We start from the raw sequence: 15739 nt of genomic DNA on the forward strand, positions 1-15739 counted from the left end.
AAAACGCGCTTGCACAGCGTTGAGCGCATGAATGAAGGATTGTCAAAAATCATGACGGGACGTCAGGACATCGATCTTAAGGATTATATCCGTCACATTCCCGATTTTCCCAAGCCGGGTATTCTGTTTTACGATATTTCGACCCTGATGCGGAACCCGGATGCGTGGCAGATTGCCATGGGCCGTCTGGCCCGCCAGATTGCCCCCTTGCAGCCCGACCTGCTGGCCGCTGTGGAATCACGTGGATTTTTGACCGCTGCCCCAATTGCAGACCGCATGGGCTGCGGCATGTTGATGCTGCGTAAAAGTGGCAAACTGCCGGGCAAGACCATCTCGCACACATACGATCTGGAATACGGCTCCGATACGCTGGAAATTCAGGCAGACGCCGTCAAACCCGGTCAGCGCGTTGTGGTCATGGATGATCTGCTGGCAACAGGTGGTACACTGGCAGCCTCCATCGAACTGCTGCGCAAGGCCGGGGCAGAGGTGGTTGGTGCGTCCGTTCTGGTGGAACTGACGGGCCTTGGTGGTCGTAACAAGCTGGATACGCCGGTAACAACCTTGTTGTCCTACGACGAATAAAAGCCAAAAACGGCTTTTTTCCTTGCCATGTCCTGCGCGTAACACTGGGTGCAGGACAGGGCATACGAGGTGTGAATACGCTTTTGAGCTTCTTTAGGGTAAGAAGAAGCCGATGGCAGTAGATCTGATCAGTTCTGACCGACAGAGCGCGGCATGAAGGCTGCGGCGTTTTCATTGAGCCAGTTCTGTCAGGCGTTCAAAACCATTGTCCGGCAGGCGCTGGAAGGGGGCGGTCCTCCACGCGACCTGAGCCGACTACGCTGGCTTTTTGCCCCGAATCTTCTGTCTTTCGGGTATGCGCTGCGTACCACCCTGTCTTCCCTGATTGCTCTGGGCATTGCCTTGTGGTGGGAACTGGGGAGCCCGCAATGGGCTGCCCTGACCGTATGGATGGTGGCGCAGGGTACACGCGGCAAATCCATTGCCAAAGCGCGCTGGCACATGTTTGGCATGGTGGTGGGGACAGTCTGCGCCCTTGTTCTTGTCGGCTCTATGCCACAGTCTCCCTTGCTCTACATCTTCTGGGTTGCGGCGGGGATTGGCGGCTTCTGCTTTGTCGGCACGCTGCTGCCGGGGCCTGCTACCATGACCAATTACCGTATTCACGGTATGCGGGCATCGGGGTTTACTTACGCCATTATTGCCCTTGATGGTGCTGCGGCTCCGGACCAGATTTTCCATATTGCCATGGCCCGCGCCACATACATTACGCTCGGCATTGTGGTGGAAACCACAATCTCCTCCCTTTTCCAGTACAGGCTTGGTTTGCGGGCCAGAAACCGGCTTGCCACCAATTTTGTGCAGGCACTCGATGGTGCCGTACCTGCCCTTGTTCGCCTGCTTGGGGGGGACCGGAGGGCCGTTGCCAATTCTCCGGGTGTTTTTACAACCATTGTCAGCCTGAGCGATCAGGTTGAATTTGCTGAAGTGGAGATGGGTGAACACCAGCACGAAGGTGATCACGCCCGTGCAGCCCTTGCTGCTATTGCAGTACTTATGTCCCGCGGGCTGGATCTGGGGGCGTTGCTGTCCATGCCAGAAAGTCAGGGAAAGGATTACCGCGAGATCGCGGGAGAAGTAGCGGCATTTTTACAGACCATTCCCCAACGCCTTTCTGATGATCTGCCTGCTGCTCCCGTTCTGCGCGAATTGATAGCCCTGCGGGCCACCTGCACCCAGCTTGCCGCCACCTGCCTTGAGCAGGAAATGATTGCCGCAACACATCCCCCCATAGACATTGCGCAGGAAAGCAGCCTCTCACGCGAGGGGCAGCTCCTGCACAAGCTGGGGGCTTTGCTGGACGAACTGCAACAGGCCATTGAACAGTTTGAGATGAGCCGCAACCCGGTTCCTCACGACCATTTCCGCTACCCCATGCGGAGCTACCGGGACTGGCGCATGGCTTTTACCAACAGCTTGCGGGCATCGGTTACCATTTTTGGGTCTGGTGTTATCTGGATCACAACAGGCTGGACGGATGGGCTGACATTTATGATGTTCGTCTCCATTGTCTGCGCCCTGTTTTCCACCTTGGAACAGCCCGCTCTGGCAACGCAGGCATTCCTGCACGGCACCATTTTTGTTGTGGGGATGTGCGGGCTGCTTGACCTGTGGGTTATGGCCCAGCCGACCATTTACGAAACACTCGCACTTTGCCTGGCCGTACCCATGCTGGTGGGGGGGCTTGCGTTTGCATGGCCGCCACTGGTGCTGGCTGCCGTTGCTTACAACCTGTTCCTGCCCATTCTTGTTGGTCCCATGAATCAGGGCCGCATGGACGAAATCCTGTATTTTAATACAGCCTTGCCCCTGTTTCTGGCCATGGTGTTTTCCATGTGGATGTACCGGCTGTTCCTGCCGTTTGACCCCGATGGCCTGCGTTGGGACCTGCGCGTGAGCATTCTGCGCCGCCTGCGCCGTTTGGCCCAGAAGCGTGCCGCCCCCCCTATGACGGAAATTATAGGGCGTGGTGTGGATGGATTTGTACGTCTGGCATCCATGACAACGGATGACCGCAACACCTACGTGCGCGACCGCTATGTGAGCGGTGTGCTGTCGGGCATGACCATAGAGCTGAACCTGCTGCGCCTGCGCGGTATTCTGGCGCGTGATATTCTGCCAGCAGATGCCCGCCACGCCACACAGGCCATGATGAACCGGATGCAGCAGTTTTCGGGGCGTTACGGAGGGCAGTATGGCCGGACCGCCCGCGCGGCTGATCTGGCGGTGGAATATCTGAGCCGTATGGAACAGGCCGAGACCAACCTGTCCGTCCGCGAGGAAATGTTACGTGTTTTGGCCAGTCTGCATGTGATTGCAACGGAACTAAAGGAAAATCAGGCGTTCTTTGATGCATCCTCTCCTTATCTGGACAGGGCATTTTCCTCATCGTAGCCGGTTATGTGCTGCATGGAGCTGCCAGATAGAGAGGGTGTTGGAACACGCCGGATGATAGGGAGAAGACTTCATGCCAGTGGCACAGGGTGTGTGGGATAATACACGGGCCAGAAGCGTGTTGCGGTCCATGTTTGATGCAGCCGTAGCCAGCGCTGACCCATTCCGCGTGTTGGCAGGGCACCTGCCCCCCAAACCCCGTGGTCGCTGTGTGGTGGTGGGGGCGGGCAAAGCCTCGGCAGCCATGGCGGCTGCACTGGAGGCCGCATGGCCCGATGTTGTGCTGGAAGGAGTGGTGGTCACGCGGGATGGACATGCCGTTCCCACCCGCCATGTGCGTATACTGGAGGCATCCCATCCGGTGCCTGACCACCGGAGTGAGGTCGCGGCAAAAGCCGTTATGCAGGCAGTGCAGGGGCTTGGTCCTGATGATCTGGTCATAGCCCTGATCTCTGGTGGAGGATCATCTTTGCTGGCCTTGCCTGCGGCGGGTTTAACGTTGGATGACAAACGGGTTCTGGGCAAACAGCTCCTGCATTCTGGAGCCACCATTGCCGAAATGAACACCGTTCGCCGCGCTTTGTCCGCGATCAAGGGGGGGCGTCTGGCACTGGCGGCATCCCCTGCGCAGGTGCTCACACTGGTAATCAGTGATGTACCCGGAGATGACCCGGCAGTTATTGCCAGTGGGCCAACTGTACCTCCACCTGACAAGGCGGAAGATGCCTTGCGCATTGTGGAGCGGTACAGGCTTGATCTGTCCCCATCTGTGCGGCAGGCACTGGAGCGTGGTGTGGCGGAGCAGAAGGCCCAAAACGGTTTGGTCGATCCGCGTAACTGCGTGGTTATGATTGCAACACCCCTTATGGCTCTCAAGGCTGCGGCCGATGTGGCGCGGCAGCACGGAATAATGCCGCTTGTTCTGGGCGATGCCCTGGAGGGGGAAAGTCAGGTTGCTGGCATTGTGCTTGGCGGTATGGCCCGTTCGGTTCATGCACATGGATTGCCGGTTCAAGCTCCTGCCGTGTTGCTGAGTGGGGGGGAGACAACCGTTACAATCCGCGCAGGGGAAACTGTGGGGAAAGGGGGGCGGAATACGGAGTTTTTGCTGTCCTGCGCGCAGTTTCTGGGGGGGGAGGCCGGTATTTGGGGGCTGGCGGGGGATAGTGATGGCATAGATGGTACGGAGGACGCTGCTGGTGCCATTTTTGCCCCCGATACACTGGCCCGCGCAGCACAAAAGGGCTACATGGCCGAATCATTCCTGCACGCGCATAACAGCTACATGTTTTTCAAGGCGTTGGATGATCTGGTCATGACAGGACCAACATTGACCAACGTAAACGATATACGCCTTTTGCTGATTGCCTGAAAAATCAGGAATCAGTCCTCCAACGCGTGGTTAACCGCGCGACGGAGGGCGGGAATAACCTCTGCTTCAAACTCGGGGGTTCGCCGTTCCCACATGCCAGTGCGCCATGAAGGGTGAGGCAGGGGAAAATAGGTTGGTAAATACTGCTCAAAATTTAAAACCCGTTCAAACACCTTACCTTTGCCCAGAATGTGGTTTTGTGCGTACGAACCGACCAGCAGGGTAAGCTGGATATTGGGGAGCTGCTCCAGAATACGCTCCCGCCAGAGTGGTGCGCATTCCGGGCGTGGTGGTTTGTCCCCGCCTTGTGGCAGCACACCAGGGTAACAAAGCCCCATGGGTACAATGGCAACCTTTTCCGTATTGTAAAAAAGAGCACGGTCCATGCCCAGCCATGCGCGCAGGCGATCGCCTGAGGCATCGTTAAAGGACAGGCCCGTTTCATGCACTTTGGTGCCGGGAGCCTGACTGGCAATTAACAGTCGGGCACGGGGAGATACGTGTAGAACGGGGCGTGGGCCAAGTGGCAGCGCATGGGCACAGGCTGTGCAGCCCCGGATCTGGCGGAGCAGGGAGTGCAAAGTCTGGTCTGTTGCGGTGTGGGGCAGGGGAAGCATCCTGTTCAAAAACAGCCTCAGGGCGAATGGAACAGATATGTGTATGCCGCCCATGGCATGGAAGGGGGCCGGTTATTCAGTACCCTTAACCCGTTAGGGCATGGTGCCATAAAAAAACACCGCAGTGTTGCCACTGCGGTGTTTTTTGACTTCGCCACTCAGATGAGAGGCAGAGAAAAGGTCAGGGAGACCTTATTGCTCTGCATCAACCCCTGTGTGGGTCTGCGGGGCAAAGGTCCAGCCAGCGCCGTAAGGCTGTGGCATAAACAGGCCCCATGTGGAGGTAGCGGACGTTGGGTCAGCCCAGCCGGTGGTCGGGATCGGAGCGTGGTCCAGACGGAGTTTCTGGATATCAGCAGCGGTCACGTTAGCCGGAGCCTTGTTGCCCCAAGCGGAGCGGATGAAGTTGACCACATCAGCCATCTGCTGGTCGGACAGAATGCTCTTGTAGTCCGGCATGGCAACGGCGGAAGGTGCCCAGTTGGTCGGCGGCAGTACACCACCAGCCATAACAATATGGGCAATGGAGGTCGGGTCATCCGTTACGACAACCGAGTTACCAGCCAGCGGCGGGAACATGCGGGCAACACCACCACCATCATTTCTGTGGCAGGCGGCGCACTGTTCAACATAAATCCGTGCGCCCGGGTTGTTGGCCGTATTGCCGGAATCCAGAGCCTGAGCCGTGGACGGATCGTACGTGTATTCCCCGCGTGATGGTGGAACCGGCGGCAGGGCCTTCAGGTACTTTGCAATGGCGTGCAGATCGGAATCCGTGAAGTACTGGGTGCTCCAGCCAACAACGTCGGCCATGCCACCAAATACGGCGGAATGATCGGTACGGCCGGATTTGAGGAACAGGTAGAGATCGTCTTCAGACCAGCGGCCCAGGCCAACAACCGGGTCGTTGCGCAGGCTGGGCGCAATCCAGTTGTCGATCGGTGCACCACCGGCAAGGAAGTCCGGACCACCGGAAGCATCCAGTGCTTTTTCCTGCATGGCAAAGCCGCGGGGTGTATGGCACGCACCGCAATGGCCTGCGCCAGTTACAAGGTATTCACCACGCGCCACATCTGCATCCGTGCCCGGAGGAGGTGTAAAGTCCTTGGGGGTGGGCGCAAACATGGAGCGCCAGATTGCAAGCGGCCAGCGCATGGACATGGGCCAGCTAATGCCGACTTCACGGTTTTTCTGCGCAACAGGGGCCACACCATGCATGAAGTATGCGTAAAGTGCCTTCACATCGTCCTGAGACATGCGGGCAAAGGACGGGTACGGCATGGCCGGATAAAGCGTGCTGCCATCCTTGCGGATACCGTGGCGCACGGCTTCATCAAATTCCTGCAACGTATAGGTGCCAATCCCGTAAGTGGGATCAGGCGTGATGTTGGTGGAATAGATCATGCCGATGGGGGTTTTGATTGCCAGCCCACCTGCAAATTTCTGACCATTCAGTGCTGTGTGGCAAGCCACACAGTCACCAAGACGGGCAACATATTCGCCCTTTTTGATCAGGCTTTCATCCGCTCCCTGCGCATGTGCCAGGGAGGTTCCTGCCAGAAGCCCGACAGTGACCGCTCCAAGAGCGGCTTTTAGTCTGTTCATCATCATTTTTACCACTGTATCGCTTGTGTACCGAATGACGTCATGACTGCCGCTTTATTGGGGCGTAATACCCACGACCGGGGTCTGGGGGACTCCCTGATCGTTCTTTCGGGCGTCCACTTCGCGCTGATAGGAGTCGTTCGCCCTCTTGATGAGGTACTGACGAATGGATTCGATTTCTTCAGGCTTCATGCTCGTGTCAAAGCGGTCCATGCCATAAGCGGTCAGGGCACCGCGGCCTACAACGTTGTAGAATGCGTCCTGATGGCGGATGGAACCGGACCAACGCAGGTCGGGGAGCACGCCAGCTCCTTCGCCATTGTCACCGTGGCAGGTCTGGCAATAGGTCTGATACTGGAAGTAACCCTTGGCGGCTTCCTTGGTATCATATTCCGCAGGGGGCTTAACGGGCAGGAAGCCCAGAGCGTTCATGGTTGGCAGCTTGGCTTTGCCATCGAGCGAGAACACGGCCACGTAAGAGTGGTTGACGGTCCAGCCGGATGTGCGGCCCATACCACCCATGGAAATCGGGTAGATGCCACCCCAGCCCACTTCAACCGCAACATACTGCTTGCCGTTTACGCTGTAGGTCACAGGCGGTGCAATAATGCCGCTCTGCGCATCAAACTTGTAAAGGTCGGCACCGTTGGTTGCATCGTAAGCGTGGAATTCGCCGTTTGCCAGGCCCTGGAACAGCAGATCACCACCAGTTGCCAGAACACCACCGTTCCATGGGCCTTTGTGGTCGATCTTCCACACGGTTTCCATTTTGACCGGATCCCATGCCAGCAGTTCGCCGTGCAGGTCTTTCAGGTAAGCGGAGCGTGCATCTGCGGAGTCAGGCAGACCGGTTTTGGTCATGTCCAGACCAAGGTTCCAGGCATCGGGGTGGGCTTTAAAGCCACCGACCTGATTCTGGTAACCAAATGGGATCTGGTGCGCAGGCAGATAGACCAGATGGGTCTTCGGGCTGTACGCCATGGCCATAAAGTTATGGGCACCCAGCGGGCCGGGAATACCGTACCAGAAGTTGCCGTTCAGGGTCCACAGACCTTCCGGCTTGTAAATCGGACGACCGGTCAGCGGATCAAGGCCACTGGCCCAGTTTTCGTACACGTAGTTCTTGCCAGCCAGGAATTCACCCGTTTTGGCATCCAGCATGTAGAAGAAGCCGTTTTTGGGAGCCTGCACAACAACGTGGCGCATCTCACCATTGATCGGCACGTCAAGTGTCATGACCTGCTGGACGGATGTGTAGTCCCACTGGTCCATGGTGGTTGCCTGGAAGTGCCAGACATATTCGCCAGTTTCCGGCTTGACCGCAACAATGCTGCCCAGGAACAGGTTGTTGCCGATCCCTTCGGAGCGGTATTTGTAGTTCCACGGAGAACCGTTACCGACGGCCAGATAAACCAGATCGGACACCGGATCATAAACAATGGAATCCCAGACGGTACCGCCGCCACCCTGACGGACCCATGCGCCGTTGGGGCCCCATGTGCGGTAGGCTTTGTTCATCAGAACATTATCCGACGCAGCATGGTCGGGTTCGTTCTTGCTGTTGGGAACCGTGTAGAAGCGCCATTTGAGCTTGCCGGTTTCCGCATCAAAAGCGGAAACAAAGCCGCGTGCGCCAAATTCTGCGCCGCCATTACCAATCAGGACCAGGCCCTTGGCAATACGGACTGCACCGTCAACCGTGTAGGAACGCTGTTTACCCAAAGAGGCTTCGGCGGGAATGGTGTTGATTTCCCATACCTTTTTGCCGGTCTTGGCGTCCAGGGCGATCAGTCGGCCATCAAACGTGCCAAAGTAAACCTTGCCGTTCCAGTAGCCTGCACCACGGTTAACCGTATCGCAGCAGCCTTTGTCAGCAATGTTGCCGGGCACCTTGGGGTCATATTCCCACAGCAGCTTGCCGGTTGCCGCATCAAGGGCCTTCATTTTGGACCAGTTGGTCGTGGCATACATAATGCCGTCCACAATCAGTGGCGTGCCTTCCTGACCGCGGTTGCTGTCCAGTGTAAAGTACCAGGCCAGCTTCAGATTACCGACGTTGGAGCGGTTGATCTGATCCAGCGGGCTGTAGCGCTGTTCAGAGTAGGTGCGACCATAGGACAGCCAGTTTTCGGGGTGATCATCGGCATGGATGATGGCTTGTCCCGTGTCTCCCTGACTGTCAGCACGGGCAGGGGCTGCTGCGTAAGGTAGGGCAGCGGCACAGATTGTTCCAGCCGCGAGAATTCCTAGCAGCGAACGTCTCTTGGCGGAGGCGGGGCGGGTCATGCGTTCATGTCCTCGACTGTGTATCAAGATGAGGAAAAATAGAGCCGGAAATCCGGTTTCTCACACATCAGCCAAGGCGGGCGCTGTATGTCAATCACGCCAAGAGAATAGCTGCATCCCCACGTCTTCGTTCCTTGCGGGGGTCGGATGCGTAAAAGGAGCGCTCCATGGTGTGGGGCAGATGGAACCGCCTAACGAAAAATCAATGTTATAACAATTCTGACGGGGGGGTAAACAGATCGGCAAACTGGTAGTCTGACATCACTTCCTGAAAAGTGTTTTCACGGTTTTTTCCAGTCTTGAACACGGTGAATTCGCAAACTTCTTCTGTTGAGGCAAAGCGGTGGCGGTGGGTTGCAAGCCACAGGTTGCACACGCTGGGGTCAACATCGGTTATGTCGGCCAAAGGGATGCCCGAGGGGAGCAGGAAGCGGGTTGCGCTAACTCCCGCACGCTGTGCGAGGTTCCGTATTTTCACGGAAAGGTGATCAATAACAGAGGCTTCCATTGTGGCCTCCAGGATGATTCGGTTCCGTTTCAGAGTCACATCAAAGCCGGTGTGTCGGAGCGTGACCGGCGTGGGCAGGTGCAGGGTGTACAGGCTCTGGTCGAGTTCCTCCCACTCCATGGGCGTCATGCGCCCGAAGGCGACGAGTGGCAGGTAAAGGACGGGAGTGCGCTGCCATGCTTTGGACGGAAAAAAGTCCTGAAAACCATGTAAAAACAGACGCATATCCATAGGGGGCTGAAGACCGGCAATAAGGTACATATCAGGCCTTAAGACTGGGGGCGTGGCGTGGGGCGTATTGTTACGCAGCAGATTGTCGGTAGGCGCTTATTATATGACGTGCCATACCCTTGACGGAAAGACAGGGCAGCCACAAGTATAAAGCAAAGCCAGCTTGTCTGGATAAGGAGAGTAGAAAACCATGTCGTTTAGTCGCGACTACCGTTCCCCCGCATCAGCGTCAGGCTGGAACGATCAGGCCAGTCTGGACGCTGGACTGCGCAGCTACATGCTGCGTGTTTACAACTGGATGGCATCTGGTCTGCTACTGACCGGAATTGTGGCGTACGCCATTGCCAATACCGGGCTGAGCAGCCTGTTTTTTCAGGTCTTTCAGACGGCTGCGGGTCCTGTGCCGCGCCCGACTTTGCTGGGTGACCTGGCTATGCTGTCCCCGCTGGCATTTGTGCTGGTGATGTCGTTCGGGATCAATCGCCTGTCCCTGCAGGGTGCGCAAGCGCTGTTCTGGGCATTCTGTGCCACCATGGGAGCAAGCCTTGCGAGTGTGTTTGTGATTTATACAGGCACCTCCATTGTGCGGGTCTTTCTGGTAACGGCCTGCATGTTCGGGGCGACCTCCCTATGGGGGTATGTGACCAAGGCAAACCTGCTCCAGTTTGGATCGTTCCTGATGATGGGGCTGTTTGGGCTGGTTATTGCCGGGCTGGTTAACCTCTTCCTTAAAAGCCCAACGGTGTATTACCTCTACAGCATTGTGGGTGTGTTCATTTTTACAGCGTTCAGCGCTTTTGATGCACAGCGGATTCGGGTAACCTACCCGCAGCTTGCGGCTTATGAAGGGCCGGAAATGACTGCCAAGCGCAGTGTGTATGATGCGCTGAGCCTCTACCTGAACTTTATTAATCTGTTTCAGTTTCTGCTGCAGTTCATGGGTGTCCGTAATTCCAGCGACTGAGGCACGCAGCCAGAGTCCTTTACGGCACTTAGTGCCAGCCAACAGAAAGCCCGGTCCAATATGGCCGGGCTTTTTTGTATGGGCAGTTATGCTTGAGCCGAATGATGGCATGAAAATCAAGAATGGGTGCTAAAATGGTCCTGATTTCAATTCTTTAAGTTGTAACGCGGATGTGAGATTTTGTGTGATCTCTAACAATATGAAATTTCAGACTAAATTTTGCCATTATTGGAAAATTTGTAATATTTTGTAATATTCCGTGATCATCCCTTTTCGCCGTTCAGACACCCCAAAAGTAGGCAAATGCCATGCTTAAAATGGCTAACTGATTGTGACGAAAGGCAGATGGAACTTTTCTGACGTTTGAGAATCCGCGCGTAGGGAATAAAGTAGGCGCAATGCGTTTCCGCCGAGCTGAGGGGGTCGCGCCGTATGCAACATATTTGGGCCATTCATTCTGGGTGGCCAAAATGTGTTGCGGGGGCGGAACATAAAAGGCTCTCCTGGCTGGGACGCGGTTTTTCTTGCTGTTGTCAGGCATCTGTGGCAGCAGGGCAAAAGTCTTTGTGAGGCTAAGTTGATGTCAGAACCAAGAGGCGTGCGATGAAAAACAAGTTACTGGCGAGAATGGCGCGATTGGGCGGCCTATCGTCAGCGTTGCTGCTTGCCGGGTGCGAACTAGACGTTCTGGACCCGAAAGGCCCGGTGGGAGAGGGGGTTAAAACTCTTATTACCACCTCTGTGATCGCAATGCTGATCGTTGTGGTTCCGACCATTATTCTGACACTTTGGTTTGCCTGGCAGTACCGCCAGTCCAACACAAGTGCCGAATATCTGCCGAAATGGAGCCACTCCAACAAGATCGAAGTGATAATCTGGGGCGTTCCGTCACTGATTATTCTGTTTCTGGCAGTGATCACCTACCAGACTTGTCATTCTCTGGACCCCTACAAGCCGCTTGAGGCAGAAGCCAACACCAAGCCGCTGCATGTTCAGGTTGTGGCACAGGACTGGAAATGGCTGTTCATTTACCCTGAACAGGGAATTGCAACAGTTAATCAGTTGGCAATGCCGGTCAATACGCCTGTTGATTTCGACATCACCTCTGATTCCGTGATGAACTCTTTCTTCATCCCGCGTCTTGGTTCCATGATTTATGCAATGGCAGGCATGCAGACCCAGCTTCATCTGCTGGCAAGCGAGCCGGGCGATTACATGGGTGAATCCGCCAACTATAGTGGGCGTGGCTTCTCCGACATGCGCTTCCATGCTCTGGCGATGAGCAATGATGAGTTCAATGCTTGGGTCGAAAAGGTGCGTGCATCTTCCGAACAGCTGGATAGCCAGACCTATCCTAAACTGGCAGCACCAAGCGAAGCGAACCCCGTCGAATATTTCGCGCATGTTGAACCCGGCATGTTCAACACGATCGTTGCCAAATACAACAACGGCATGGTCATGGACAAAAGCACTGGCAAGATGATTCAGGTGCAGCAGTCCGCGATGTCCGGCATGAATTGAAGGAATAGGATCTATGCTAGGGAGACTATCGCTTTCGGCCATCCCGTTGGATGTGCCGATCCTAGTAGGTACGTTCATCGGCGTTCTTATTGTCGGTGTCGCGGTACTGGGACTGATTACCTATTACGGCAAGTGGGGCTACCTCTGGAAAGAGTGGTTTACCTCTGTCGATCATAAACGTCTGGCTGTCATGTACATTGTACTGGCGCTGGTTGCTCTGGCCCGCGGTTTTGCGGACGCCATCATGATGCGTACCCAGCTCGCGCTGGCTTACGCAGGTAACCCCGGTTATCTGCCTCCGCATCACTATGACCAGATCTTCTCCGCTCACGGGACGATCATGATCTTCTTCCTGGCCATGGCGTTCATGACCGGTCTGTTCAACTTCATTGTGCCGCTGCAGATTGGCGCACGTGACGTGGCTTATCCGTTCCTGAACAACCTGAGCTTCTGGATGACGGCTGTTGCGTTCATGCTGGTGAACATCTCCCTGTTCATTGGTGAGTTCTCACAGTGCGGCTGGCTGGCTTATCCCCCGCTGTCCGAAATGCAGTTCAGCCCAGGTGTGGGTGTTGACTACTATATCTGGGCAATCCAGATCTCTGGTGTTGGCACGCTGCTGACCGGTGTGAACTTCTTTGTCACCATTGTTAAGATGCGCGCTCCAGGCATGACCTGGCTGAAGATGCCCGTGTTCACATGGACGGCTTTCTGCTCTTCCATTCTGATCATGGCGACCTTCCCTGTACTGACGGTTGCTGTTGCCCTGCTGGGTCTGGACCGTTACTTCGGTATGCACTTCTTCACCAATGATGGTGGCGGCAACCAGATGCTGTACCTGAACCTGATCTGGGCTTGGGGCCATCCGGAAGTTTATATTCTTGTTCTGCCTGCCTTTGGTGTGTTCTCCGAAGTTGTGCCTGCTTTCTCTGGCAAGCCGCTCTTCGGTTACAAGACCATGGTTTATGCAACCTGCTCCATTATGGTGCTGTCCTTCCTCGTGTGGGTGCATCACTTCTTCACCATGGGTGCAGGTCCGGACGTGAATGCCTTCTTCGGCATTGCGACCATGATCATCTCCATCCCGACCGGTGTTAAGCTCTTTAACTGGCTGTTCACCATGTATAAGGGCCGCATCCAGTATCATGCTTGCATGTATTGGGCTGTTGGCTTCATGGTGGTGTTCACCATCGGTGGTATGACCGGTGTGATGATGGCCATTCCCGGTTCTGACTTTGTGCTGCACAACAGTCTGTTCCTGATTGCTCACTTCCATAACGTGATTATCGGTGGTGTGTACTTCGGTTACGTCTGTGGCATGAACTTCTGGGCTCCGAAGGTTCTTGGCTTCAAAATGAACGAAGCTTGGGGTATTCGCGCCTTCTGGTTCTGGCTTGTCGGCTTCTTCTTTGCCTTTATGCCGCTGTATGTTCTCGGCTTCGAAGGTATGACCCGTCGTATGAACCACTATGACAACCCGGCCTGGCATCCCTGGATGCTGATCGCCGAAGTTGGCGCAGTGCTCATCCTGTTCGGTGTTGTTTGCCAGCTGATGCAGATTTACGTCTCCATCCGCGATTGCAACAAACCCGAAAACCGCGACGTAACGGGCGATCCCTGGAACGGCCGTACTCTGGAATGGTCCACCTCTTCTCCTCCTCCGGTGTATAACTTCGCCATTGTCCCGCATGTAAGCTCGCTCGATGCCTACACGCATGACAAAGAAAACGGCATTGATACCCGTCAGGCTGGCGGCAAGTACGAAGCAATCCATATGCCGAAAAACACGGCTTCTGGTATTGCATGTGGTGCCTTTGCCCTGATCTTCGGTTTTGCCGCTGTGTGGTACATCTGGTGGCTGGCAGCTATTGGCCTTGTGGGCGTGATCGGTACGGTCATTGCACGCAGCGCTAACAAGGATATTGACTACTATATCCCTGCTGAAGAGGTTGCCCGGATCGAAAACGAGCACACCCGTAAACTGATGGCACAGGCAGCAGAATAATGGCACAGAACACAACTGTTCCGACCGCAGGCCACGACGAACATCACCACGAAAATACGGTGGTGTTCGGGTTCTGGGTCTATCTGATGACGGACTGCATTATCTTTGGCTCTCTGTTCGCCACGTTTGCAGTCCTGCGTAACCAGTTCAATGGTGGGCCAACCCCACACGAACTGTTTGAGTTTGGTGGGCTTGGGCTGGAAACAGCCCTCCTGCTTCTCTCCTCCATTACTTATGGGTTTGGCATGATTGCCGCCCATAAGTCCGAGATCAGCAAGGTTATCCTGTGGCTTGCCGTCACATTCCTGCTTGGTCTTGGATTTGTTGGTCTGGAAGTGCGTGAATTCGCACACATGATCGCTGAGGGCGCTGGCCCGGATCGCAGTGCATTCCTGTCTGCGTTCTTTACGCTGGTGTCCACCCACGGTCTGCACGTGACGTGTGGTCTGATCTGGATTGTTACCCTGATAGTTCAGCTGATGGGAACAACTGAAATTCCGGAACGCATGATGAACAAGCTCACTTGCCTGAGCCTGTTCTGGCACTTCCTGGATATCGTCTGGATCTGCGTTTTCACCTATGTCTATCTGGCGAGCATGATCTGATGAGCAATCCGAACACATCCTCCTCGGGCGAGAGCCACGGTAGCGTATCTTCGTACCTTATCGGCTTTGTTCTTGCCGTTATTCTGACGGTTCTGTCGTTTGGTGTGGTCATGAGCCACAGCCTTGCGCCAGCCGGCACGTTGGCAGCACTTTCTGTTCTGGCACTTGTTCAGGTTCTGGTGCATCTGCACTACTTCCTGCACATGGGTAGCGGTTCGGAAGCACGTTGGAACAACATTGCGTTTGTTTTCACCGTTGCATTCGTATCCATCCTGATTGTCGGCACGGTATTCATCATGTCCAACACCTCCATGAACATGATGTCTCGCTGAATGTGATGCATGGCTCTGCTGCTCTGGCTTAGGTCAGGGCGGTGGTCAGCAACAAAAAACCCCCGGTGCTTTGGCTCCGGGGGTTTTTTGTTGGCCTATGGTCTGGCGGGGTGTTGCTTGTGGCCTGTTCTCCAGTGTTTGGTGAAGGAGGTCCTATGGCTGGACTTTAATCCGACCAACAAAAAAGGCACCGGAATGATCCGGTGCCTTTTTTGTATGAAAACCTGATGTTGGTGCAGGTTCAGTCTTTATGCGGCTCGGGGGAGAGCAGGTCAGCCTTGTTCGGCTTGTCTTTCCATTCTTCTGCATCAGCCGGAGCAGTGCCCTTGCGGGTAATGTTAGGCCATTGGCTGGCGTATTTTGCGTTGATTTCTGCCCACGCTGCTGAACGATCATCACTGTCGGGGAAAATCGCTTCGGCCGGGCATTCAGGTTCGCACACGCCGCAGTCAATGCACTCATCGGGGTTGATAACCAGAAAATTTTCACCGGCGTAGAAGCAGTCAACGGGGCAGACTTCCACACAGTCCATGAATTTGCAGCGGATGCAGTTTTCAGTGACCACGTAGGTCATTGCCATCTCCGAAATTATCTGGCGGTCGAGTGGGGCTCGCCGCGTGGGGTCAGGTGGTCAACCAACTGGCCGTACCACCAAGGATGGCGCAGATATGATGGGCTTTTTGCCCTATGGCAACCCGCTTGGACGAAAGGGGG

At 55.4% G+C, this 15739-nt stretch carries 13 protein-coding genes; 8 read left to right on the forward strand and 5 right to left on the reverse strand.

The window, feature by feature from the left end:
• The first annotated feature begins 51 nt into the window (after positions 1–51).
• From Absy_RS09930 to Absy_RS09940, 3 genes are all read left to right on the forward strand, one after another.
• Positions 52–585, forward strand: coding sequence for an adenine phosphoribosyltransferase (locus tag Absy_RS09930; protein WP_048854601.1), 534 nt, complete (start codon positions 52–54; stop codon positions 583–585).
• 153 nt (positions 586–738) lie between these two features.
• Complete coding sequence (locus Absy_RS09935; protein WP_052945742.1) at positions 739–2979, forward strand: FUSC family protein; 2241 nt, start codon at positions 739–741, stop codon at positions 2977–2979.
• Between the two features lie 73 nt (positions 2980–3052).
• Positions 3053–4351: a glycerate kinase type-2 family protein gene (locus Absy_RS09940; RefSeq protein ID WP_048854602.1), complete on the forward strand. Its 1299-nt coding sequence runs from the start codon at positions 3053–3055 to the stop codon at positions 4349–4351.
• Between the two features lie 11 nt (positions 4352–4362).
• On the opposite strand, the gene Absy_RS09945 is transcribed toward Absy_RS09940, so the two are convergent.
• From Absy_RS09945 to Absy_RS09960, 4 genes are all read right to left on the reverse strand, one after another.
• Entirely contained in the window at positions 4363–4968 is a 606-nt protein-coding gene (locus tag Absy_RS09945; protein WP_048854603.1) for a uracil-DNA glycosylase family protein, read from the reverse strand.
• 192 nt (positions 4969–5160) lie between these two features.
• A complete protein-coding gene (locus tag Absy_RS09950; RefSeq protein ID WP_048854604.1) occupies positions 5161–6579 on the reverse strand; it encodes a c-type cytochrome in 1419 nt (472 codons plus the stop codon).
• Positions 6580–6627: 48 nt separating this feature from the next.
• Positions 6628–8859, reverse strand: coding sequence for a PQQ-dependent dehydrogenase, methanol/ethanol family (locus Absy_RS09955; RefSeq protein ID WP_048854605.1), 2232 nt, complete (start codon positions 8857–8859; stop codon positions 6628–6630).
• 208 nt (positions 8860–9067) lie between these two features.
• Entirely contained in the window at positions 9068–9598 is a 531-nt protein-coding gene (locus tag Absy_RS09960) for a hypothetical protein (RefSeq protein ID WP_146802534.1), read from the reverse strand.
• Between the two features lie 190 nt (positions 9599–9788).
• Here Absy_RS09960 and Absy_RS09965 point away from each other — a divergent pair, with 190 nt between their 5' ends.
• The 5 genes from Absy_RS09965 (at position 9789) to cyoD (ending at position 15025) form a co-directional block, all read left to right on the forward strand.
• Positions 9789–10562: a Bax inhibitor-1/YccA family protein gene (locus tag Absy_RS09965; protein WP_048854607.1), complete on the forward strand. Its 774-nt coding sequence runs from the start codon at positions 9789–9791 to the stop codon at positions 10560–10562.
• Positions 10563–11165: 603 nt separating this feature from the next.
• Entirely contained in the window at positions 11166–12083 is a 918-nt protein-coding gene (gene cyoA, locus Absy_RS09970; RefSeq protein ID WP_048854608.1) for a ubiquinol oxidase subunit II, read from the forward strand.
• Positions 12084–12096: 13 nt separating this feature from the next.
• On the forward strand, positions 12097–14088 hold the full coding sequence (gene cyoB / locus Absy_RS09975) for a cytochrome o ubiquinol oxidase subunit I (protein ID WP_048854609.1): 1992 nt from the start codon (positions 12097–12099) through the stop codon (positions 14086–14088).
• Entirely contained in the window at positions 14088–14693 is a 606-nt protein-coding gene (gene cyoC, locus Absy_RS09980; protein WP_048854610.1) for a cytochrome o ubiquinol oxidase subunit III, read from the forward strand. Before cyoB ends, cyoC begins: the two co-directional genes overlap by 1 nt.
• Entirely contained in the window at positions 14693–15025 is a 333-nt protein-coding gene (cyoD, locus tag Absy_RS09985; protein WP_048854611.1) for a cytochrome o ubiquinol oxidase subunit IV, read from the forward strand. Before cyoC ends, cyoD begins: the two co-directional genes overlap by 1 nt.
• 241 nt (positions 15026–15266) lie before the next feature.
• Here the strand turns inward: cyoD and fdxA are convergent, their stop codons facing one another.
• A complete protein-coding gene (fdxA, locus tag Absy_RS09990) occupies positions 15267–15599 on the reverse strand; it encodes a ferredoxin FdxA (RefSeq protein WP_048854719.1) in 333 nt (110 codons plus the stop codon).
• Positions 15600–15739: the final 140 nt, after the last annotated feature.

The organism is Acetobacter syzygii, from assembly GCF_000964225.1.
Lineage (GTDB): Bacteria > Pseudomonadota > Alphaproteobacteria > Acetobacterales > Acetobacteraceae > Acetobacter > Acetobacter syzygii.